Annotated in this window: 18 protein-coding genes and 2 pseudogenes; 12 read left to right on the forward strand and 8 right to left on the reverse strand. The window is 65.0% G+C overall.

Features of this window, described 5'->3' with window-relative positions; genetic code table 11:
- The first annotated feature begins 26 nt into the window (after positions 1-26).
- The 6 genes and pseudogenes from WEB52_08625 to gap all read left to right on the forward strand — a co-directional run bounded on the left by WEB52_08625 (position 27) and on the right by gap (position 6419).
- Positions 27-857: an alpha/beta hydrolase gene (locus WEB52_08625; GenBank protein MEX2226499.1), complete on the forward strand. Its 831-nt coding sequence runs from the start codon at positions 27-29 to the stop codon at positions 855-857.
- A complete protein-coding gene (locus WEB52_08630) occupies positions 844-1650 on the forward strand; it encodes an alpha/beta hydrolase (GenBank protein ID MEX2226500.1) in 807 nt (268 codons plus the stop codon). Before WEB52_08625 ends, WEB52_08630 begins: the two co-directional genes overlap by 14 nt.
- 29 nt (positions 1651-1679) lie before the next feature.
- On the forward strand, positions 1680-3122 hold the full coding sequence (locus WEB52_08635; GenBank protein MEX2226501.1) for a TldD/PmbA family protein: 1443 nt from the start codon (positions 1680-1682) through the stop codon (positions 3120-3122).
- Between the two features lie 82 nt (positions 3123-3204).
- Positions 3205-4394, forward strand: a pseudogene (locus WEB52_08640) (ATP-binding protein).
- Between the two features lie 18 nt (positions 4395-4412).
- On the forward strand, positions 4413-5252 hold the full coding sequence (locus WEB52_08645) for an amidohydrolase family protein (protein MEX2226502.1): 840 nt from the start codon (positions 4413-4415) through the stop codon (positions 5250-5252).
- Positions 5253-5402: 150 nt separating this feature from the next.
- Positions 5403-6419, forward strand: a complete 1017-nt coding sequence (gene gap / locus WEB52_08650) for a type I glyceraldehyde-3-phosphate dehydrogenase (protein MEX2226503.1) — start codon at positions 5403-5405, stop codon at positions 6417-6419.
- A gap of 75 nt (positions 6420-6494) precedes the next feature.
- Here the strand turns inward: gap and WEB52_08655 are convergent, their stop codons facing one another.
- Positions 6495-7055 carry an RNHCP domain-containing protein gene (locus WEB52_08655; protein ID MEX2226504.1) on the reverse strand — a complete coding sequence of 187 codons (561 nt, stop codon included), beginning with the start codon at positions 7053-7055 and terminating at the stop codon, positions 6495-6497.
- Between the two features lie 419 nt (positions 7056-7474).
- Here WEB52_08655 and nhaA point away from each other — a divergent pair.
- Positions 7475-9343, forward strand: a pseudogene (nhaA, locus tag WEB52_08660) (Na+/H+ antiporter NhaA).
- A gap of 67 nt (positions 9344-9410) precedes the next feature.
- Here nhaA and WEB52_08665 read toward each other — a convergent pair.
- Together WEB52_08665 and WEB52_08670 are read right to left on the reverse strand one after the other, a co-directional pair.
- A complete protein-coding gene (locus WEB52_08665; protein MEX2226505.1) occupies positions 9411-9821 on the reverse strand; it encodes a cupin domain-containing protein in 411 nt (136 codons plus the stop codon).
- Positions 9822-9873: 52 nt separating this feature from the next.
- Complete coding sequence (locus WEB52_08670; protein MEX2226506.1) at positions 9874-10869, reverse strand: TIGR03557 family F420-dependent LLM class oxidoreductase; 996 nt, start codon at positions 10867-10869, stop codon at positions 9874-9876.
- A gap of 251 nt (positions 10870-11120) precedes the next feature.
- Here WEB52_08670 and WEB52_08675 point away from each other — a divergent pair, with 251 nt between their 5' ends.
- The 5 genes from WEB52_08675 (at position 11121) to WEB52_08695 (ending at position 16281) form a co-directional block, all read left to right on the forward strand.
- A complete protein-coding gene (locus WEB52_08675) occupies positions 11121-12221 on the forward strand; it encodes a methyltransferase domain-containing protein (GenBank protein ID MEX2226507.1) in 1101 nt (366 codons plus the stop codon).
- A 196-nt stretch (positions 12222-12417) separates the two neighbouring features.
- Entirely contained in the window at positions 12418-13716 is a 1299-nt protein-coding gene (locus WEB52_08680; GenBank protein MEX2226508.1) for a right-handed parallel beta-helix repeat-containing protein, read from the forward strand.
- A gap of 157 nt (positions 13717-13873) precedes the next feature.
- On the forward strand, positions 13874-14341 hold the full coding sequence (locus WEB52_08685; GenBank protein MEX2226509.1) for a VOC family protein: 468 nt from the start codon (positions 13874-13876) through the stop codon (positions 14339-14341).
- Positions 14342-14521: 180 nt separating this feature from the next.
- The gene (locus tag WEB52_08690) at positions 14522-15802 is read left to right on the forward strand and encodes a glycosyltransferase family 4 protein (GenBank protein MEX2226510.1); all 1281 of its coding nucleotides are present in this window, start codon (positions 14522-14524) and stop codon (positions 15800-15802) included.
- A 74-nt stretch (positions 15803-15876) separates the two neighbouring features.
- Positions 15877-16281: a VOC family protein gene (locus tag WEB52_08695; GenBank protein ID MEX2226511.1), complete on the forward strand. Its 405-nt coding sequence runs from the start codon at positions 15877-15879 to the stop codon at positions 16279-16281.
- Between the two features lie 87 nt (positions 16282-16368).
- Here WEB52_08695 and WEB52_08700 read toward each other — a convergent pair whose 3' ends face one another.
- Genes WEB52_08700 through WEB52_08720 form a run of 5 tightly spaced genes read right to left on the reverse strand, consistent with a single transcriptional unit; the run spans position 16369 to position 21142 of the window.
- Positions 16369-16950 carry an aminodeoxychorismate/anthranilate synthase component II gene (locus WEB52_08700; protein MEX2226512.1) on the reverse strand — a complete coding sequence of 194 codons (582 nt, stop codon included), beginning with the start codon at positions 16948-16950 and terminating at the stop codon, positions 16369-16371.
- The gene (locus tag WEB52_08705; GenBank protein MEX2226513.1) at positions 16950-18197 is read right to left on the reverse strand and encodes a methyltransferase domain-containing protein; all 1248 of its coding nucleotides are present in this window, start codon (positions 18195-18197) and stop codon (positions 16950-16952) included. Before WEB52_08705 ends, WEB52_08700 begins: the two co-directional genes overlap by 1 nt.
- 1 nt (position 18198) lies before the next feature.
- Complete coding sequence (gene trpE / locus WEB52_08710) at positions 18199-19686, reverse strand: anthranilate synthase component I (GenBank protein MEX2226514.1); 1488 nt, start codon at positions 19684-19686, stop codon at positions 18199-18201.
- Positions 19683-20702 carry a tryptophan--tRNA ligase gene (gene trpS, locus WEB52_08715; GenBank protein MEX2226515.1) on the reverse strand — a complete coding sequence of 340 codons (1020 nt, stop codon included), beginning with the start codon at positions 20700-20702 and terminating at the stop codon, positions 19683-19685. Before trpS ends, trpE begins: the two co-directional genes overlap by 4 nt.
- Before the next feature lie 53 nt (positions 20703-20755).
- The gene (locus WEB52_08720) at positions 20756-21142 is read right to left on the reverse strand and encodes a four helix bundle protein (protein MEX2226516.1); all 387 of its coding nucleotides are present in this window, start codon (positions 21140-21142) and stop codon (positions 20756-20758) included.
- Positions 21143-21166 lie beyond the last annotated feature (24 nt).

Here is a 21166-nt window from a genome sequence, read left to right on the forward strand (position 1 = left end):
GATACAATCCGGCCGAGGGGGTTCATTTGTCGGTAGCACGCGTCAACGGCATTGACATCTACTACGAGCGGCACGGAACCGGCGAGCCGCTGCTTTGGATCGGCGGCCTCGGCGCGAATCTGCGCGAAATCCCGTACCTCATTGAGTCGTACAGCCGGCCCTTCGAAGTGATCGGGTATGACGCGCGCGGCTGCGGACGCAGCGACAAGCCCGAGGGCGAGTACAGCATCGCCGGGCTCGCGGACGACGCGGCGGCGCTGCTGGATGCGACCGCGATCGATGCGGCGTTTATCTACGGCTCATCGATGGGCGGGATGGTGGCGCAAGAACTGGTGTTGCGTCACCCGGCGCGGGTGCGAGCGCTGATCCTGGGCTGCACGACGGGAGGCGCCATTCGCGGCGTGCAACCATCGCCGGAAACCGTGCGGCGCATGATCGAAAACCAGTCGCTCGGCGGTGACGAAGGCATGGAAGCGGGCTGGCGGCTCGGCTACAGCGATGCATATATCGAGGCGAACCGCGGGTCGCTGCTCGAGCGTGCGCGCGCGGCGGCGGAACTGGCGGCGCCGCGCGATTCCTACATGCGGCAAGTGCTGGCGGCAGCGCGGCACGATACGTACGACCGGCTGCACGAGATCGCCTGTCCGGTGATGATCATCCACGGCGCCGACGACGTGATGATGCCGGCCGGCAACGCGCATCTGCTCAAGGAACGGATGCCACACGCCGAGCTGCACGTCCTCGAAGACCTGGGCCATGGCTATAACCTCGAGGGGCAGGCGATCGCCGATGAGCTGGTGATCGAATTTCTGCAGCGCCATGCCCGCATCGAAGGAGCGACGAGTGCCGCACGCTAGCGCCGACGGTGCGCAGCTCTACTACGAGGTCCACGGTTCGGGCGATCCGCTGCTCATGATCCCCGGTTTCGGCTCGACGACGCTGGTGTACTTCGCGAACATCGCGCCGCTGGCCGAGCGATTCAAGGTGATCGTCTTCGACCCGCGCGGATCGGGACGGTCGGACGTGCCATCGAGCGGCTACTCGATGCAAGGCTTCGTAGACGATTGCGTGAGCGTGCTCAGCGCCGCCGGCGAAGCGTCGGCGCACGTGGCGGCGGCGTCATTCGGGGGCATGGTGGCGCAGAACCTCGCGCTGACGTACCCGGAGCGCGTGCGGCGGCTCGTGCTGATCTGCACGACGCCCGGCGGCCCGCATCACGTATCGCCGCCGCCCGAGCAGATGGCGGTGTTTCTCGCGGCTGCGGATATTCCGGACCCGGCCGCCGCGGCGCGATCGACGTATCCGCTGCACTACGGCGACGCCTATATCGCCGAGCACGACGCCGCGATCGTCGAGCGTTCGCTGGCGAACGCGCACCTGCGTTCGAAGCTCGAGGGGCGTATCGGGCAGCTCACGGCCGTCAGCCAGCACGACACGCTGGACCGGCTGCCGAAGCTTTCCACGGCGACGCTGATCCTGCACGGCCAGCACGATGGCATCGTCCCCGTCGAGAATAGCCGCAAGATGGCGGCAGCGATTCCGAATGCGCGCATCAAGATCTATCCGGACGCGAAGCACATCGTCTTCACGGAGTGTGCGGACGAGCTGAACCGCGATATCATCGAATTTCTGACCGAGAACGAACGCTAACCGGCGGCACTGTCAGTCACGGAGGCCTTATGCGCGACCTCGCGATGCGCGCTCTCGACACAGCTCGTCAACGGGGGGCGAGCTACGCCGACGTGCGCGTCGTGCGCTTCAAGGCGGAGTCCGTCGACGTACGCAACCAGAACGTCGAGGCGCTGACGTCGGACGAGTCGCTGGGCTTCGGCGTTCGCGTGATCGTCGATGGGTACTGGGGCTTCGCAGGCAGTCACAAGATGACGATGGATGAGGCGGACGCCGTTGCGGCGCGCGCCGTGACGGTCGCGAAGGCATCGGCGCGAGTGCCGGGCACCAAGGCCGACATCGGACCGCCGCAGGGTGGAAGCGGGACGTATCGCACGCCGATACAGACGGACCCGTTCGCCGTGTCGCTCGAAGACAAGATCTCGCTGTTGCTGCGCGTCAACGACGCGATACGCAAGGCGCCGAACATCATTTCGGCGGAGAGCAACGTCTACTGCCAGCGCGAGGACAAGATCTTCGCCAACAGCGAGGGCGCGTACACGGAGCAGGAGTTGTACGAGACCGGCTGCGGCATCGAGGCGACGGCGGTGGACGAGGGCGAGGTGCAGAACCGGTCGTTCCCGAACAGCGTCGGCCGCCACCAGGGCACCGAGGGCTGGGAGTTCATCGAACGCTGGGACCTCGAGGAGAATGCGTTGCGCGTCGGTGAAGAAGCAGCGGAATTGCTGCGCGCGAGGTCGCTGGAGCCCGGCGTGACGAGCGTGATCCTCGATGGCAGCCAGGTGGCGCTGCAGATCCACGAGTCGTGCGGGCATCCGATCGAGCTGGACCGCGTGCTCGGCACGGAGGCGGCGTTCGCAGGCACGAGCTTTCTCACGCTCGACAAACTGAACAGCTTCATGTACGGCTCGGAGCACGTGAACATGACGGCCGACGCGACGATACCGGGCGGCCTCGGCACATTCGGCTACGACGACGAAGGGGTGCCCGCGCAGTCGACGCCGATCGTGCGCGAAGGGCGCTTCGTCGGCTATCTGACGTCGCGCGAGACGGCGCGCGCGCTCGGTCAGACCAGCCAGGGCGCGATGCGCGCTTCGGGGTGGAATCGCATCCCGTTGATCCGCATGACCAACGTGAGCCTGGAGCCGGGTGAGTGGACGCTCGCCGACATGATCGCCGACACGGACGATGGCGTGTACATGGAGACGAACCGGAGCTGGAGCATCGACGACAAGCGGTTGAACTTCCAGTTCGGCACGGAGATAGGCCGGGAGATCACGAACGGCAAGCTCGGCGCGCTGATCAAGAACGCCACGTACACCGGCATCACGCCGCGCTTCTGGGGCAGTTGTGACGCCATCGCGAACCGCGACGAGTGGGTGGTGTGGGGCACGCCGAACTGCGGCAAAGGCCAACCGGAGCAGGTGGCGCACACCGGGCACGGTGCTGCGGCGGCGCGATTTCGCGGTGTACAGGTCGGGCTGATGAAGTAGGACGCCGTTGCCCATCAATTTGATCGAGTTTAGCGAGTTTATCTCTTTCCGATAAACTCCCTAAACTTGCTATAATTGCCGCATGGATCCGGTTACCAACCCCTTCGCCCCGGGCGCCGGCACGCCCCCGCCGGAGCTAGCCGGCCGCGACGAGCTGCTACAGGTGGTAGCGATCGCCGTCGAACGGACGCGCCGCGGATTGTCGGCTAAGAGCCTGCTCATGGTAGGACTCCGCGGTGTTGGGAAGACCGTGCTCCTCGACCGGATGAGGGACGACGCCGCATCGTCAGGTGTGCAGACACTTCGGATCGAGGCGCCTGAGAATCGTTCTTTGCCCGCCCTTCTCGCGCCGGAACTGCGCCAAGCGCTTCTGCGCTTATCTCTGATGAGCGATCGAAAGATCGTGCACAGCGTGCGCTTCGCGCGCTCGCAGGCTTTGCGAAAGCACTGAAGGTCAAGTATCACGACATCGAAGTGGGCATGGACTTCGATCCAGAGCCCGGGTTGGCCGACAACGGGGATCTGGATCACGACTTGCACGCCCTGCTTGAGGCCGCAGGCCAAGCCGCACAACAAGCGGACACCGTACTCGCCATGTTCATCGACGAACTACAGTATGTCGACGAGGACGAGCTCGCAGCACTCATCATGGCTCTTCATGGCACCGCGCAGGCACGACTCCCAGTGATTCTAATCGGCGCTGGGCTGCCACAGCTTCGCGGCCGGATGGGACGCGCTAAGTCGTACGCTGAGCGGCTATTCGAGTTCCCCGAGATCGGTCCACTCGCTGCCGATGCCGCCAAACGCGCAATCGTCAAACCCGCCAACGACTCCGGGGTCGAGGTGATGCCCGATGCTCTGGAACTAATCGTGCGTGAAACGCATGGCTATCCCTACTTTCTTCAGGAGTGGGGCAAGCACGCCTGGGACATCGCCGACGAATCGCCGATTACGGCTAAAGACGTCCGAGCGGCGTCTCGCTTGGCGACGGCAGCGCTCGATGCGAGTTTCTTCCGTGTTCGGCTCGACCGGTTGGCTCCCGGAGAGAAGCGGTACCTGCGTGCGATGGCTGAACTTGGTCCCGGTCCGCACAGATCGGGCGATATCGCTGACGAACTCGAGCAAAAGGTTACGTCGCTAGGGCCCGTGCGGAACAAGCTTATTTCGAAGGGAATGATCTATAGCCCGTCGTTCGGTGACACGGCGTTCACGGTCCCTTTGTTTGACAAGTTCATGCGCCGGATCATGCCCGGCGACGAATGGCGGGCGTGAGTAGCTGAAAGTGAAGCCTTGAAAGCCATCGACTTTCACATTCACCCGCCGGGTCCGGGCGGGCTTTCGACCGCCGAGCAAGCCGCCATGGCGGCGTACTTTCGCGGCGAGCCACCGCCATCGACGGCGGAAGAGATGGCGGACTACTACCAGCGCCTCGACATGTTCGGCGTGCTCTTCGCGATCGACTCGGAGACGACGACGGGGCGCGCGCCGGTACCCAACCAGTACATCGCCGACTGCGTGCGACGTTGGCCGGACACGTTCACGGGCTTCGGAACCGTCGATCCGTGGAAGGGCGCGATCGCCGTCCGCGAGTTGGAGCGCGTGGTTGATCTCGGGCTCAAGGGACTGAAGTTTCATCCTCAGCAGCAGGCGTTCTTTCCGAACGACCAGCGGTTCTATCCGCTGTGGGCGAAGGCGCAGGAACTGAGATTGATCGTGTTGTTCCACTCCGGCACAACGGGCGTCGGGGCGGGACAGCCGGGCGGCGGCGGCATCAAACTCGGCTACGCGCGGCCGATCCCGTACATGGACGACGTGGCGGCGGACTTCCCTGAACTGCGGATCGTGCTGGCGCACCCGGCGTGGCCGTGGCAAGAGGAGCAGCTCGCGATGCTCGTACACAAGCCCAACGTCTACATGGACCTCTCGGGTTGGTCGCCGAAGTATTTCTCGCCGTCACTGATCACGTACGCAAATCACATGGTGAGCCACAAGGTGATCTTCGGGTCGGACTATCCGGCGATCTCCCCGGAGCGCTGGTTGCGTGACTTCGAAGCGGCCGGCTTCACCGACGACGTGAGGCCGAAGATCCTGCGCGAGAACGCGGCGCGCCTGCTGGGGATCGATCCGTAGCGGGAGCGCCGCCTGAGAAGACAGAACCAAGAACCCCGGAACCTCGAACCTGGTGGTTACGGTGCGGGGGGCGTGTTGTTTGGCTAGACCCCGCTTCCGGGGCGCGGCACAATGGTTGTACCAGCAGCATCGACGGAAAGGACGCCCAACATGGCGACGCGCATCGGCATTAACGGCTTTGGCCGCATCGGGCGGCAGGTACTGAAGGCGATCAAGGAGCGGCATCCGGGCGCGCTCGAGGTCGTCGCCATCAACGACCTCTTCGACACGAAAACGAACGCCCACCTGTTCAAGTACGACTCGAACTACGGGCGCTATCCGGGGACCGTGGAGGCGGCCGAAGGCGGACTGGTCGTCGACGGGAAGCCGATCACGGTGTTCGCGGAGCGCGAGCCGGGGAAGATCCCCTGGGGCCAGGTCGACGTCGATATCGTCGTCGAGTCCACAGGGCTGTTCACCGACGCCGACAAGGCGCGCGCGCACGTGCGCGACAGCGTCAAGAAGGTGATCATCTCGGCGCCGGCGAAGAACGAAGACGCGACGCTCGTGCTGGGCGTGAACGCGGAGCAGACGTACGACCGTTCGAAGCACACCGTCGTGTCGAATGCGTCGTGCACCACGAACGGCCTTGCGCCGACGGTCAAGGTGCTGCTCGATACGTTCGGCATCCTCAAGGGTCAGATGACGACGATCCACGCGTACACGAACTCGCAGCGGCTGCTGGACATGGCGTCGAACGACCTGCGCGAGGCGCGGGCGGCCGCCATGAACATCGTCCCGACGTCGACGGGCGCCGCACGGGCGCTGAAGCTTGTGATCCCGGAGATCGAAGGCAAGCTCGACGGCGTGGCGTACCGCGTGCCGACGCCGACGGTTTCGATCGTCGAGATCGTGGCGCTGGTCGACAAGCAGACGAGCGCGGAGGAAGTGAACGACGCGATGCGGAAGGCCGCCGCCGGCGCGATGAAGGGCATACTCGCGGTCTCGGACGAACCGCTGGTGTCGATGGACCTCAAGGGTGATCCGCACTCGTCGATCGTCGACTCGGCGACGACGAACGTGGTCGCCGGTGACCTGGTGAAGGTGGCGTCGTGGTACGACAACGAGTGGGGGTACTCGTGCCGGACGGCGGATTTGTGCGCGTTCGTGGCGGCAAAGGGGCTGTAGGGGCTTCGGCGAGAACAGACAACAAACAACAGACAACAGAGAGGGGCGGCGGAGTGATTCCGCCGCCCCTCTGACTTACGCCGTGCGCTCTGACGGCATCCCGTCGCCGCGCCGCGACGTGCGCTGCTCGACTACCGGCAGCCGCATCACCGACGCGAAGTTATCGTCGGCGGCGATGCGGTTGTAGCGCTCGAAGCCGCAGGCAAGACAGCGATGCACGATCGCGTGCTCACCCTTGCGCCGGACGAACGCGGCGACGGGCGCCATGATGGCGCCGCAGTCGCTGTTGCGATCGCCGGGCGTGCGGCCATCGACGTGCCGTGAATACAGGCACAGCGGACAATGATTGCGATTGCGGCCGCCGGAGGGCGGAGCGCCGACTATCATCTTGCAGTGGCGGCAGCGAAACTCATCGCTAACACCGTGAATCCTTCCCTTGCGGCTCTCGTAGCGAGATCCGCGTCGATACGTCCTGGACATTGCTGAACGCCTCTCGGGCGCCGCGGACACCGCAGTGCGCGGCGCGGCTCTGCAACTCGCCGATGAGTTCCCGAGTGACGGCAGTGGGCATGAATGACGATGACAACATGGTTCAACTCCTCTGGCCGGCGCGCGGTTGTGCACGCCGGTTGACATTCAGTGGAAAACGCCGAGATCAAGGCTCCGGCGTGCGGACGCAACGCACTGTGCGGCGTTGCAAGCGCACGCGTGACGCCGTCGCGTTTATGCCATGTGCAAAGAGAAGCGGATCACCACCGATTGGTGACAGCCTGTCTCAGAGCCCGCGGGTGAGAACGATCGCTAGCGGGTGGACACAGCAGGCAGCGCTGCGGCGCGGAGCGCCGTCACAAGGGGAAGCGTGATTCGAAGCACCAAGACCTGCTTTCTAGCGACCCGTGGTCGATGGGCGAGTATGGCAGGCGGCAACCGAGCGACGCAAGTTTTTAGGCCGCGCGGATGCGCGATAATCGAGTCGTGAGAGCATCTACCGAACCAACGCCAGACTGCATGTCCGACGTCCCACGCTGGCAGCAAACCCGTCGATCGAGCGCCTGATGCCTGCGATTGACGCGACGTCGGATCAGACCCGGCAGCAATCCCTGTTCGAGCAGGTCGCGGCGCCGCTGCGCCACTTCATGGCGACGGAGGCGAGCAGCGCCGGGCTGCTGCTGGCCGCGACGGTGCTGGCACTGGCGTGGGCTAATTCGCCGTGGTCGGACCGCTACGAGTCGCTCTGGGGCACCGAGTTGGCCGTCCGCGTAGGCGGCGATCAACTGACCAAGGACCTTCGACACTGGGTCAACGACGGCCTGATGACGCTGTTCTTCTTCGTGCTCGGCCTGGAAGTGCGTCGTGAGTTGTCAGTGGGCGAACTCACGGACACCCGCCGCGTCGTCCTTCCCGCAATAGGCGCGATTTCGGGCATCGCCGCGCCGGCACTGCTGTTCCTGGCACTGAATCCTTCGGGTGAAGCCGCCAGCGGCTGGGGCGTCGTGATCGGGACCGACACGGCATTCTTGCTCGGTGCGCTCACGCTGGTGGGGCCGGCGGTGTCGACGCAGCTCCGCGTGTTCCTGCTGACGATGACTCTTCGACGACCTGATCGCCGTCACCGTGATCGGATTCGTGTATTCGGATGCCATCGACTACGGCGCGCTGGCAATCGCCGTCGGCTGCCTTGGCGCCCTTGCGTTGCTCGATCGGCTCGGCGCGTGGCGCACGACGGTGTACGCGGTGGTCGGCGTGGCGTTGTGGCTGGCGACCGTTGAGTCGGGGCTCCACCCGACGATCGCCGGCATGGCCGCTGGATTGCTGATCGGCGCGTACGCGCCACGACGCGAGGCGGTGGAACGGGCGGCGTCGCTGTTCCAGGCGTTTCGGCAATCGCCGACGCCCGACGTCGGATACTCGCCGAAGATCGGACTGCAGCAAGCTTTTCCGTCAACGAGCGGCTGCAGGTGACGATGCACGGGTGGATCAGCTTCGTGATCGTGCCGGTGTTCGCGCTGGCGAACGCGGGCGTGGATCTGCGGGGCGGACTGCTCGCCGAATCGCTGCGATCGCCGATCACGTGGGGCGTCGTGCTTGGCCTGGTGGCCGGAAAGTTGCTGGGCAGCGGGATCGGCGTATTGGGTGCGGTGCGGCTCGGGCTGGGGTCATTGCCACAGGGCGTAGCGCCTGGCCAGCTTGTCGGAGGCGCGGCGTTGTCCGGCATCGGGTTCACTGTTTCGCTGTTGATCGCCGACCTGGCGTTCGACACGCCGGCGCTGCGAGAGCAAGCGACGGTGGGCGTCCTCATGGCCGCGGTGCTGGCCACCGCGGCCGGATGGGTGATCTCTCGGCTGGCGGCGGTACTGCTCGGCGAACCCACAGCGAGTCTGCCGATGGTGCTCGACCGGGCCGTCGAGCCCGGGCGCGATCATGTGCGCGGACCGGTCGGTGCGCCGCTGACGCTCGTCGAGTACGCGGACTTCGAGTGTCCGTTCTGCAGCGCGGCGACCGGCGTCGTCGAACAACTGCGGCAGCGCTTCGGCGGCCAACTGCGCTATGTCTTCCGCCACTTGCCGTTGGCGAGCATCCACCCGCACGCCCAACTGGCGGCGGAGGCGGCGGAAGCCGCCGGTGCGCAGGGGCGCTTCTGGGAGATGCACGACCTGCTCTTTCAGCGCCAGGATCAGCTCGAGTTTGCGGATCTGCTGGGGAACGCGGATGAGCTTGGCCTGGACGTCGAACAGTTCGCGCGCGCGTTAAACCAGAGCAACCGCGCGGAGCGCATCCGCGAAGACCTGATCAGCGCCGCCGCCAGCGGCGCCCGCGGAACGCCGACGTTCTTCATCGGAGACCAGCGCCATATCGGCCCCTACGACGTCGAGAGCCTGGCTGCTGCGCTCGAGGCAGGGCGCGAATCGACCGGCACGGGCTGAAAGTTCGGAGTCGTGCCGCCGCACGGCTTCGCGTGGCGTACGTGAGATCCTGCTTTGCTCGCAGCGTCTACGTCCGGGCGTGCTCTGCGCGTTCGGCGGCGTCGGCGTCCTCCTTCGTGTCGTGCACGGTGCCGGGTGCGTGGTTGGGCGGTGCGTACACCGTGTAGAGCTTGAGCGGCTCATCGCCGGTGTTGATCACGTTGTGCCAGGTGCCGGCGGGCACGATGAAGGCCCAATCCTCCTTGACGTCGTGCGTTTCGCGGAGGTCGTCCTTCGCGGGGCCGGCCTTGATCTGCGCCTGGCCGGACTCGATGCGCAGGAACTGATCGATGTTGGGGTGCACCTCAAGTCCGATTTCGCCACCGGGCTCGATGGACATGAGCGTCAGCTCGCTGTGCTCGCCAACCCGCACGACCGTGCGAAACGTTGTGTTGGCGCGGGTGAGATCTTCGATGTTTCCGGTCCAGATCAGCGTCATGAGCGGTATCCCCTATCGATGCGTTCGCCGAGGCCGGACGGCCCACGAGACATTATGCCACCCGCCGCTTGCGCTGCCGTTCGACGAGCAGGTCACCAAGCTGTGGCACCACTTCCCGTTGATAGAAGTCGATGAAGCCCTGCTGGTCCGGGCCGACCTGGTGCACGTAGACGTGGTCGAATCCGGCGTTGGCGTACTTTCGGATCTGTTCAATGTGCTTCTGCGGATCGGGACCGCAGACGACGTCTTTCGCGACGTCGTCTGCGCTCACCATCTTCGAAGCCTGTTCGAAGTGACGAGGCAACGGCAGTTCGGCGCTCAGTTCGCCGGTGATCCCTGCGTTGGGCCAGATCTCGTAGGCGGTCTTGCGGGCGCTCGCCTCGTCCTTGGCCCAGCAGACCGTAAGCTGGCCGTACTTTGGCTTGCCCCGGCCGCCCGCGGCCTCGAACGCCTGGACGACGTTCTTCGCCGGCGCGACGCCGATCAGCCCGTCGCCGATCTCGCCGGCAAGCTCGGCTGCATGCTCGCCGCTCGCGGCCACGTAAATCTCCGGCAGCGGATCGGGCAGCGTGTAGATGCGCGCGTCGACGACCTGGTAGAACGATCCTTCGTGGTCGACGTTCTCGCCGCTCCAGAGCTTGCGGATGATCCAGACCGCTTCTTCGAGCATCTCGCGGCGGACGTTGGCGGATGGCCACCGTTCGCCGGTGATGTGCTCGTTGAGATTTTCACCCGTTCCGACGCCCAGGAAGAAGCGGCCGGGCAGCATGGCTGCACAGGTCGCAGCCGCCTGCGCGATGATCGCGGGGTGGATGCGCATCGTCGGACACGTGACTCCGGTGCCGATGCGGATGCGTTCGGTACTCGCTGCGACGCCGCCGATCGTGGACCAGACGAACGGACTGTGACCCTGGCTGTCGACCCACGGATGGTAGTGGTCGGAGATCAGCGCGAACGTGAAGCCGGCATCTTCGGCCATGCGTGCGTGCTTCACCAACTCGAGGGGTGGAAACTCCTCGCTGGACAATGTGTAGCCGAGTTCAATCATCGAGTGGAATCCTTCGTTGCAGGCAATCGTTGAGAGAAGGGTAGGCCGGCACGCATAAGCGCCGGGTGCCCGCGGGCGCGGCTCGCATTAAGAGAGCGTGTAGAGCGCGCTCCGCACCGGCCTTTCGTCCGAAATCAGGACAAGTAGTCCGCCGGATGGACGAGGCGCAGGTGCGGGGCGATGCTGCACACTCAAACGGCCGGCGTCTTTGCGACGGCAATATGCAGACGTTCATCGTGAGGAGAAACATCGTGACCGCAACACGCTCGGACCAGACGACGTACGAGGAGCAGCGAGACGCGCTCACAGAGAAAATCTTCGGGCTGGCGCTCGCCACCGGAGAGGCCGCGAACGTCTACATCGGCGACCGGCTGGGTTTCTATCGATCGTTGGCGCAGGACGGGCCGGCGACGTCGGCGGAGTTGGCGCGGCGCACAGGGTCGTCGGAACGGATGGTGCGCGAATGGCTTGAGCAGCAGGTGGTGGCGGGGGTACTCGACGTCGACGACACGGGAGCGCCGCTCGACAAGCGCACCTTCACGTTGCCGGCGCCCCACGCGGAAGCGCTGACGGACGAGCGGAGCCTGGCATACGCGGCGCCGTTCGCGCGCTATCTGATCGGCTGCGCGAACGCGCTGCCGTTGGTGATGGAGGCGTTCCGCACGGGCAAGGGCGTGCCGTACGACGCGTTTGGCCCCGACATCATCGAGAGCCAGGCGGACGTCAACCGGCCGATGCTGGAGCATCTGCTCACGCAAGAGTGGCTGCCCGCTGTTCCGGACGTGCATGAGAAGTTGCTGACCGGCGCGCGCGTCGCCGATGTTGGATGCGGTGCCGCGTGGTCGAGCATCGCGATCGCGCGCGGTTACCCGTCGGCGCGCGTCGATGGCTTCGACCTCGACGAGCATTCCGTGAAACTGGCGCGCCGAAACGTGACGGACGCTGGGCTCAGTGAACGCGTGACGGTGCATCAGCAGGACGCCGGCGACGGGGCGTTTGCCAAGCAGTTCGACCTCGCGCTCGCGATCGAGTGCATCCACGATTTATCGCGGCCGGTCGACGTGTTGCGGGCGATGCGAAACATGCTCGCCGCGGGCGGCACGGCGATCGTCGCGGATGAGCGCACGGCGGACGCGTTCACCGTCACGGACGACCCGATGGAGCGGCTGTTCTACGCGTTCAGCACGCTGCTCTGCTTGCCGGCGGGCATGGCCGACGAGCCATCGGCCGCGACGGGGACGGTGATGCGCGCATCGACCCTCGAAACGTACGCGACGGACGCGGGATTCCAGCGCGTCGAGGTGCTGCCGATCGAGCACGCGCAGTTCCGGTTCTATCGGCTGCATCCGTAGGCGTTCCGCTCGGCCGCCGGCGTGGCCGCTCGACACTGGGGCGCCAGCGTCAGCCATGCGATCAGCTTCACGGATCGATGTCGCACACCGACGCTCTGTGTAGGCTGATGCGCGACCGCTGCATGCGGTCCTTTCTGGCGCGCGGTCCGGCGGGTACGCTAAGCGCTGTTGCGTCGTGCGGGGTTGTGAGGTGTTGATGCCAGGGACGCTGCCTGTTCGCTTGTTCGTCGCGGCGGCCGTCGCGATCGCGGTACTGGCCGCGATGCCACTGCTGGGCCCGCAGGGTGCGCGGCACGCAGAAGCGGGTACGTGCAACAAGCTCGCCTTCCCCAATACGCTTCAATCGCTCATCGATGGTGGTCGCTCAGGCGACGTGATCTGCATGGTGGCAGGCGTGTATCGCGGGCCGGTGACGTTCCAGGGCAAGTCAGGCATCACGTTACGAGGACAGGGGCCGCGCCAGACGATCATCGCCGGCGGCACGCGCGACGGGATGCTCGTGTTCAACAGCAAGAACCTTACCTTCGAAGACTTCACGCTGTACGTCGGGAACCCTTCCAACGCCTACGTGTGGCGCAGTCAGAACGTCGTCTTTCGCAGGATTGACGTAGGCGGCGGCACGCTCGGCATTCACTACGACGGCAACAGCATCGGCACGATCGAAGATTCGTTCGTGTACGCCATCCAGGGGGACGGCGTGCTGACGCGCAACAAGTCGAACGTGACGGTGCAACGCAACTGGATCTTCAACAACCGCGGCGTCGGCGTATCGACGGTCGGTGAGACGGCGAACACCGTCGTTACGCGGAACATCATTTCGCACAACGACGGCCCCGGCGTATTCGCCGGCCAGACGCCGTGCGCGCTGCTGCCGCCGGGCTTCGTCGAAGTGCCGGACTGCTATCTCGACAATCTCCGCGCCTACGTGGGCGACGCGAACGTGATCCTGGACTCGAACGTGATCCAGGCGAGCGGCAGCACGGGCATCGTGATGTTTCCGGGCACGCGCGGGACCTTCCGCAACAACCACATCTGGCGCAACGAGTTGAGCGGACTATTCGTCTGGGGCGCGACGATCTCTTCCGAGAACGATGAGTACGACCGCAACGAAGAGCACGCGATCGAGCTTCGGGCGTATCCGGACCCGTTGAAATATCCGGAGATCGCGGTCGACCAGCGCATACGCGCCGTCGGCTCGATCAACAACAACGACATCCACGACTCGGTGGTGCTGCCCGAAACCGGCACGCTCGGCGGCGGCGTGCTCGCGCAAGGGGCGAACGTAGACGTGACGAACTCGCGGATCTACGGCAACCGCGGCATCGGCGTGTCCTACGTGAACACGTCGCTCGGCCGGATCGTCAACAACAGGATCTACGACAATCGCGGCTCGGGCATCTGCCTCTTCCGCGCGGGCAACGTGACGACGTCGGGCAACGTGCTGACGGGAAACGTCAACAACAGCGTCGGCGTATGTCACGAGACGACGCCGTGACGGAGAAGCGAGAACTTAGAACCTTGAACCTAAAACCTCTAGTTCAACGTGATGAAGGTCGTCGCAGTTTCCAGGTCTAAGTTCTAAGTTCGAGGTTCCAGGTTTCCATTCTTCGTCCTACGCCGTACGTTGTGCGTCCGCTACCATGGCGCTCGTCATGCGAATCAAGCGCATCCACCATCTGACCATCGCGGTGCGTGACGCCGAACAGGCGCGCGAGACGTTCGAGGCGCTGTTCTCCAGTGCATCGGACGAGCCGCGAGAGATCGACGCGTTCGGCGTGCGCACGCGCGACGTGGCGATCGGCGACGACGTGTTGCAGTTGGCTGCGCCGCGCGGGCCGGGCAGCCCAATCATGCGCTTCCTCGAACGCAAGGGTGAGGGCTTCTATAACCTCGCGCTCGAAGTCGACGACCTCGATGCGGCGGTGGCGGAGCTGGGCGAGCGCGGCATCAAGGTGAGCGAGCCGATCGAGGCGACGCCGGGCGTGCGGTCGGCATTCGTGACGATGGCGGCGACGCACGGGTTGAGCATTCAGTTGGTAGAGACGGTGGAGACGGCGGAAGCGGTGGAAGCGAAGACACCGCTCGATCTCACGCCGGACGAGTGGAGCGATGACGGTTAGTTGTCAGTCGTAAGTTGTAAGTCGTAAGTGCTTCGAGGAGGGGAGTCATGCAAGACTTCCGGCAGCGCAAGGTTTGGCAGAACGCGGTTCGTACTCGCAGTGGCGTCTACGAGGCGCTTACAACTTAGAACTGAATACTGAGGACTTACAACTCCCAATACTGAGGACTTACAACTCCCGATGCGCATCTGCTTCATCATGTACCAGGGCAACATGTACTCAGGCGGACAGGGCGTCTACCTGCATTACATCACGCGCGAACTGCTGAAGATGGGCCACGAGGTGCACGTCATCTCCGGGCGTCCGTATCCAGCGCTGGCCGAGGGCGTGGTGCATCACAGGCTGCACACGTACAGCTTCTGGGCGTTCCTCAACGGCCGCGACGAGCACGCGTACGATCACTCGCACCATCCGATGGCGATGCTGCACCCGTGGAACTTCTACGAATTCGCCTCGACGCGCGCATCGCTGTCGTCGCTGTTTTTTACCTTCAGTGTGCGCGCGTATCGCAAGCTAGCCGAGGTCGAGGCGCAGACGGGGCCGTTCGACGTGGTGCACGACAACCAGACGCTCGGGTACGGCGTGCTGGCGATGAAACGGCTGATGGGCAAGCGCGTCGTCGCGAGCCTGCATCATCCGTTGACCATCGATAAAGCGAACAACGTCCGCGAGGCGAAGAACGTCTTCGACCGGCTGTGGAATGAGACGTGGTTTCCGGGACGCATGCAGTCGATCGTCGCGAACGGCATCGACATGGTGCTCACGGGGTCGCGCAATTCGGCGCACTCCGTGAGCGAGTCGATGAACATCCCGCTGTCGCACATCCGCCAGACCCCGTACGGCGTCGACCACGACGTGATGCACCCGGTCGAGGGCGCGCGCCGGGAGCCGGAGACGATCCTGTTCGTCGGCGACTCGGAGGACCGCAACAAGGGCGCGCGCTTCCTCATCGAGGCGTGCGCGCGCCTGCAGCACGAGATGGACTTCCGCCTGCTGTTCAAGGACAAGAAGGAGAAGGACATGAAGGTCGTGCCGCCACTCGTGTGGAAGCACGGCCTCCAGCGCTTCGTCGAATACATCCCGCGGCTGACGACGGACGAACTCGTATCGCTGTACAACAGCACGCAGATCGTCGTGTCGCCGTCGCTGTACGAGGGGTTCGGGCTGCCTGCCGCCGAAGCGATGGCATGCGGCGCCGCGGTCATCGCGACGACGGCGGGGGCGTTCCCGGAGTTCATCGAGGACGGCCGCACGGGGATCCTCGTGCGCCCCGGCGATGCAGATGCGCTCGCCGGCGCGATCAAGTCGCTGCTCAACGATCCGGAGCGATGCGCCCGCATGGGCGCCGCGGCGAGCGAGCACATCCGCGCGAATTTCACGTGGCAGCGGACGGCGCGGATGACGGTGGAGCTGTACGAGGAAGTGATCGCGCGCGATGCGCGTGTGGGTGCTCGTGTGTGAAGTCGCCTACGGCGCGGAGAACCCAGAACCTCGAACCCTTGACCGCGCGTTCAAAGCATGGACTGGAGGAACGCATGGCGACGCAGATCTCACCGATGCTGGCAGTCAGCGACGCGGAAGCGGCGATCGCGTTCTACAAGCGAGCGTTCGGGGCGGAAGAACGCTGGAGGATCGGCGAGCCGGCGCAGGTGGCGGGCCTGTCGATTGACGGGGCGGAGGTGTTCCTCGCGCAGGAGTCGCCGCCGAACGGGACCCGATCTCCTGATGTGGCTGGTTACACGACCGTGCGCATCGAGCTGTTTGCCGACGACCCGCAGCAGGTGCAGGAACGGGCGATCGCGGCGGGGGCGCGGGCAGGGAGCGCTGTCGAAGAGCGCCGGCATGAGACCGTCGGGGCGACACCAAATCTACGGATGCTGCAAGGCGGCGTCATCGACCCGTTTGGCCATGTTTGGCTGATCGGGAAGTTCCTTGAGTGATCGGCGGGGCATCGTGCGTCAATGTGAGCGGTGGTGAGACCAACCCCGAAACCCAGAACTCGCAGCCCAGAACTTACAACTTAGGACTTACAACTTGGAACTGCGTTCCATCGCCAAAAAATTCCGCAGCAGTTGATGCCCATCCGGCGTCAGGATCGACTCGGGATGAAACTGCACGCCTTCGACGGGCAGTTCGCGGTGCCGCACGCCCATGATGATGCCGCTCTCGCTGCGCGCGCTCACTTCGAGCGCGTCGGGCACGCTGTCGGGCCGGATCGCGAGCGAGTGGTAGCGCGTCGCATCGATCGGCGATGAGAGGCCCGCGAAGACGCCCTTGCCGTCGTGCGTGACGTGCGACACCTTGCCGTGCAGGATCTCGCCCGCGCCCTCCACGACGCCGCCGAAGACTTCGCCGATGCACTGATGGCCGAGACACACGCCGAGGATCGGCGTCTTGCCGGCGAAGCGGCGGATGACGTCCTTGCTGATGCCCGCGTCGTCGGGGTTGCCAGGACCGGGTGAGATGATGATGCGGTCAGGCGCCATCTCCTCGATGTCTTCGAGCGTGACGCCGTCGTTGCGCACGACTTCAACTTCCGCGCCCAGTTCGCCGAGGTACTGGTAGAGGTTGTACGTGAAGCTGTCGTAGTTATCGATGAGCAGGAGCATCAGCGTTTCCTCGCCTTGATGATGAGTGCATACGGCAGCAGCGCCAGCCATTCGGCGCTGAGGTCGTCCGCGATCGGCGGCTGTTCGTCTTCCTTCGGCTCGACGATGCCTTCGACGGCGAAGCCGGCCGCGGCGAGCTGGTCGAACCACTCGGACAGCGTCCGCATGTACGAGCGCAGCGGCGGCGCGTCCGTCGCGGCGACGAGCCGGTTGAGATCGTGATGCGGCGTCCAGTACGACGTCCAGACGACGAACGGCGGTCCGCCGTCGACGATGACGTCGAACGGATGCTTCACGGACAGCACGAGCGTGCCGCCGGTCCGCAGCAAGCGTGCCGCTTCGGCCAGCGCGAGATCGATGCGCTCGACGTACTCCATGACACCGATCGCGATGGCGAGGTCGAAGCTGGCGCCGTCGAAGCGTGACAGGTCTTCGATCGGGCCTTCACCGAACGACGCGTTGGGCGCGGCGTGCCGGACCGCGTACTTCTTCGCGTAGGCGATCTGCGACGGCGACTGATCGACGCCGACCACGACGGCGCCGAGCTTCTCGAGCGCCACGGCGTCCTGGCCGCCGCCGCAGCCAAGCACGATCGCACGCTTGCCTCGCACGTCGTCGAGCACATGCAGGTCGTCTTCGGACGAACGCCACGTCCACATCAGGCGCGTGCCGAATCGGTCGCCGTAGCGCTCGTCCTGCCATGCCTTCGCGATGGCTTCCCATGCGGCGCGGTTGTCCGGCGGCGGCCACGGCGGCGCCGGATCGGCTTCGCGCTCGGCGAGCGGCGTTGCTTCCGCTGTCGCTTCCGGCGTCCATGCCGGCATCTCCTCGACGGGCTCTTCGTTGAGGATGCGCACCAGCGGCTCGCGAAGCGCGGGCGGCATCCAGACGTTCGGCAGATCGCCGGCCGAGAGCCAGCGCGCGTCGTCGTAGTCGCCGGCGGCGTTGAAGCGCAGCGCGCCTTCGGCGAGTTCCGCGCGGAAGACGTTGGCGACGTAGCGCGCGTTGTCGTCGGGATCCTCCAGGTACACGGTATCGACGAAGATCTCGTTCGCGACGGTGACGCCGAATTGCTGGGCGGTGTGGCGCCGCACCGCTTCCTCGGCGGTCTCGTCGTTGCCGACGGCCGTCATGGGCAGCAGCCACTGCCCCGCAAACGGCGGGCGGCCTTGCTTGCGACGCGCCGTCAGCACGAGCGCATCGCGTTCGATGAGTGCGGCGGACAACAACTCCGGCTGCGTGCTCACCTCAGTATCCGAGCGAGCCGCGGGGCAGCGCATCCAGACGCTGCTCTGCCAGTTCGATCGCGCGCATCATCGCACGCGCCTTGTTGCCGGACTCGGTGTATTCCTCCTCGGGCGTGCTATCGAAGACGACGCCGCCCGCCGCCTGCACGTAGGCGACGCCGGGCTTCATCCAGACCGTGCGGATGGCCAGCGCGGTGTCGCAGTTGCCGGACATGTCGAAATATCCGACGCAGCCGCCATAGCCGCCGCGCCGCTGTCCCTCCAGCTCCGCGATGATCTCCATGGTGCGTATCTTCGGCGCGCCGGTCACCGTGCCGTGCGGGAAGTAGGCGCGCAGCGCGTCGTACATGGTGACGCCGGAGCGGAGCTTGCCGACGACGTGCGAGACCATGTGCATGACGTGCGAGTAGCGCTCGATCGCCATGAGCGACGTGACCTGCACGCTGCCCGTCTCGCAGACGCGGCCGAGATCGTTGCGCGCGAGGTCCACGAGCATGATGTGCTCGGCGCGCTCCTTTTCCGACGTCTGCAACTCATCGGCCATGCGCTGTTCATCTTCGGCATCGCGGCCGCGGCGTCGCGTGCCGGCGATCGGATGCGTCTCGATCGCGCCGTCCTCGACGCGGATGAGCATCTCCGGTGACGCCCCGACGACGTGCATGTCGCCCAGTTCCAGGTAGTACATGTACGGCGAAGGATTCACGGTGCGGAGCGCCCGATACACCTCGAACGGATGCGCATCGGTGCGGCGCTCGAAGCGCTGCGACACCTGGATTTGATAAGTGTCGCCCTTTCGGATGTACTCCTTGGCGCGTTCGACCTTGGCCTTGAACGCTTCTTCGGTCGTGTTGGAGGCGACGCTGCGGTCGGCCCCCTCGACGCGCGGCGCTTCGTAGGGCAGCCGCGAGAGCGGCTTCTCGAGGCGTGCGACAAGCTCTTCGATCTTCCACGTCGCCTGGCGGTATGAGGCATCGATGTCGCCGTCCAACCGCGCGTGGCTGACGACCTTGATGTTGTGTTGCAGGTGATCGAAGACGAGCAGTGTATCGGTCAAGAGAAAGATCGACTCCGGGAACCCCTGCGGATCAGCATCCGGCAACGGCAGCTTCTCGTAGTAGCGCGCGACTTCGTATGCCATGTACCCGACGGCGCCGCCGTGAAAGCGCGGCAGTCCTGGCACGCGCACGGGCGTGTAGCGTCGCAACTCGTCCTCGATCTGGAGGAGCGGGTCGCCGGACTGCTCGTGTTCCGTGGCATGCTCGCCGGTGCGCATGACGCGGTACGGCTCCGTGCCGATGAAGCTGTAGCGTGCGAGCCGCTCGCCGCCTTCGACGGACTCGAGCAGGAACGAGTACTGGCCGCGGGCCACCTTCAGGTACGCCGACACCGGCGTCTCGAGATCGGCGGCGACGTCGCGGTACACGGGCACGATGTTGCCCTGGCCGGCCATCGCCTTCACCTGTTCGAGCGTCGGGAGGCAGGGGGTCATGACGGCATGCCTCGCGGAAAGTAATCGAGGCGCAGCGCCTTGCGCACGGCTTCGATCGTCGCCTGCGCCGCATCGTAGCCCGCCTTGCTGCCCTGTTCGAGCGCTTCCCGCACGAGTTCGGGGCGCGCTTCGTAATGCGCGCGGCGCTCGCGGAACGGCTCGAGCAGGTTGTTGATCGCGACCGCGAGGCTCTTCTTCACCTCGACATCGCCGACCGTTCCTTTCACGTAGCGCTCCTTGAAATCGTTGACCTCGTCGACGTTTGGGTTGAACGCGTCGTGGTACATGAACACCGGGTTGCCCTCGACGTGTCCGGGATCGGTCGCGCGCAGGCGCGTCGGGTCGGTGTACATGCTCATCACCTTGCGCGTTACCGTCTCGGCGTCGTCCTTGAGGTCGATCGTGTTGCCGATCGATTTACTCATCTTCGCCTGACCATCGAGCCCGGCCAGGCGCGGCACACGGCCGACGAGCGGCTGCGGCTCCGGGAACACCTCGCCGAAATCGCGGTTGAACTTTCGCGCGATCTCACGCGTCATCTCGATGTGCGGCAGCTGGTCGTCGCCGACGGGCACCAGGTGGGCGCGCGGCATGAGGATGTTCGCCACCTGCATCAACGGATAGATGAAGAACCCGACGGGAACGCCCTTTTTTCCGGTCTCGAGGTCGGCCATCTCCGCCTTCAGCGTTGGGTTGCGCTGCAGGCGTCCGAGCGGCATGAACCAACTCAGCAGCACCGTCAGTTCCGCGTGCTGGGGCACCTGGCTCTCGATCACGTAATGGCTGTTCTGGGGATCGAGCCCGACCGACAGCCAGTCGAGCGCAACCTCCCAGACGGCGTCGCGCACGCGGTCGATGTCGTCCGCGTAGTCGGAGACCTGGTAATCGGCGATCAGGAAAAAGCACTCGTACTCGTTTTGCAGGCGGATCCAATTCTCCAGCGCGCCTGCGTAGTGGCCGAGATGCAGGGAGCCGGTGGGGCGGATGCCGGTGAGGATGCGTTTTCGTTCAGACAACGGCCACCCCCGATGCGGCGTACAACAGACAACAAACAACAGGCAACAGAGGGTTACGTTGCATCGTAGCTTGCCCGTTCTTCGCGGAATGCACGTGCTTTGCCGGTTTCCTTGTCGAGGTCAATCATCTTCGCCGAAATCATCCTCATCACTTCATCGCCAAGCGTGATGATCCGCTCCTCGAGATGAGGATCAATGAGATCCAGGCGACGAAATGTGTCCAGCCAGCTCATCGTCTCGGCGACGGATCCGCGGGCTATGGAGAGGTGATTGCGATACGCGCCCGCAGCGAAGCGTCCATGACCTTCTGCAATATTCGCGGCTATAGCAGTGGCCGAGCGAACGATTTGTTGGACGAGCACGTTCGTTGTTCGATCGGCGGGCAACGCCTTCGTGAACCGGATGATCTCGACGGTCAGGAGCTGTGCCTTCTCCCACATCACAAGGTTACGGAACGAGTAACC

Source organism: Dehalococcoidia bacterium, assembly GCA_040902535.1.
Taxonomy (GTDB): domain Bacteria; phylum Chloroflexota; class Dehalococcoidia; order DSTF01; family JACRBR01; genus JBBDXD01.

What these genes read in the sequence shown, in the direction of transcription:
- WEB52_08635 (MEX2226501.1), top strand. Translation starts at nt 1,680, where the DNA reads ATGCGCGACCTCGCGATGCGCGCTCTCGACACAGCTCGTCAACGGGGG.
- gap (MEX2226503.1), top strand. Translation starts at nt 5,403, where the DNA reads ATGGCGACGCGCATCGGCATTAACGGCTTTGGCCGCATCGGGCGGCAG.
- WEB52_08655 (MEX2226504.1), bottom strand. Translation starts at nt 7,055, where the DNA reads ATGTCAACCGGCGTGCACAACCGCGCGCCGGCCAGAGGAGTTGAACCA.
- WEB52_08665 (MEX2226505.1), bottom strand. Translation starts at nt 9,821, where the DNA reads ATGACGCTGATCTGGACCGGAAACATCGAAGATCTCACCCGCGCCAAC.
- WEB52_08670 (MEX2226506.1), bottom strand. Translation starts at nt 10,869, where the DNA reads ATGATTGAACTCGGCTACACATTGTCCAGCGAGGAGTTTCCACCCCTC.
- WEB52_08680 (MEX2226508.1), top strand. Translation starts at nt 12,418, where the DNA reads ATGCCAGGGACGCTGCCTGTTCGCTTGTTCGTCGCGGCGGCCGTCGCG.
- WEB52_08685 (MEX2226509.1), top strand. Translation starts at nt 13,874, where the DNA reads ATGCGAATCAAGCGCATCCACCATCTGACCATCGCGGTGCGTGACGCC.
- WEB52_08690 (MEX2226510.1), top strand. Translation starts at nt 14,522, where the DNA reads ATGCGCATCTGCTTCATCATGTACCAGGGCAACATGTACTCAGGCGGA.
- WEB52_08695 (MEX2226511.1), top strand. Translation starts at nt 15,877, where the DNA reads ATGGCGACGCAGATCTCACCGATGCTGGCAGTCAGCGACGCGGAAGCG.
- WEB52_08700 (MEX2226512.1), bottom strand. Translation starts at nt 16,950, where the DNA reads ATGCTCCTGCTCATCGATAACTACGACAGCTTCACGTACAACCTCTAC.
- trpE (MEX2226514.1), bottom strand. Translation starts at nt 19,686, where the DNA reads ATGACCCCCTGCCTCCCGACGCTCGAACAGGTGAAGGCGATGGCCGGC.
- WEB52_08720 (MEX2226516.1), bottom strand. Translation starts at nt 21,142, where the DNA reads ATGTGGGAGAAGGCACAGCTCCTGACCGTCGAGATCATCCGGTTCACG.